This window comes from Massilia sp. Root335 (assembly GCF_001425685.1).
GTDB classification, from domain to species: Bacteria; Pseudomonadota; Gammaproteobacteria; order Burkholderiales; family Burkholderiaceae_D; genus Telluria; species Telluria luteola.
Window position 1 is genome coordinate 1 of the sequence record NZ_LMCY01000040.1, and the last position, 311, is coordinate 311.

General features: G+C 77.5%; 1 protein-coding gene. It reads right to left on the reverse strand.

The window, feature by feature from the left end; all coding sequences use genetic code 11:
- On the reverse strand, nt 1–311 hold a 311-nt coding region (locus tag ASC93_RS31020; protein WP_200958382.1), incomplete at both ends, for a hypothetical protein.

Sequence of the window (311 nt, forward strand, 5' to 3'; positions counted from 1 at the left end):
CGGCGCCGACGCGGTCCAGGGCCAGCGTGCCGGCCCAGATGGCGGCCAGCGCCTGCGCGGTGGCACCGGCCGGGGCCACGTAGCCGGCGTCGCCGCGTTTCAGGTCGGGCGCGGGCAGGGCCTTGCGGTCGGTCTTGCCGTTGGGCGTGAGCGGCATGCGCTCGAGCAGCACGTAATGGGCGGGCACCATGTGCTCGGGCAGCGTCGCGGCCAGTGCCGCGCGCAGCGCGGGCGCATCCAGCGCCGCGCCGTCGTCGACCACCGCGTAGGCGACGAGGCGCTTGTCGCCGGGGACGTCCTCGCGCGCCAGC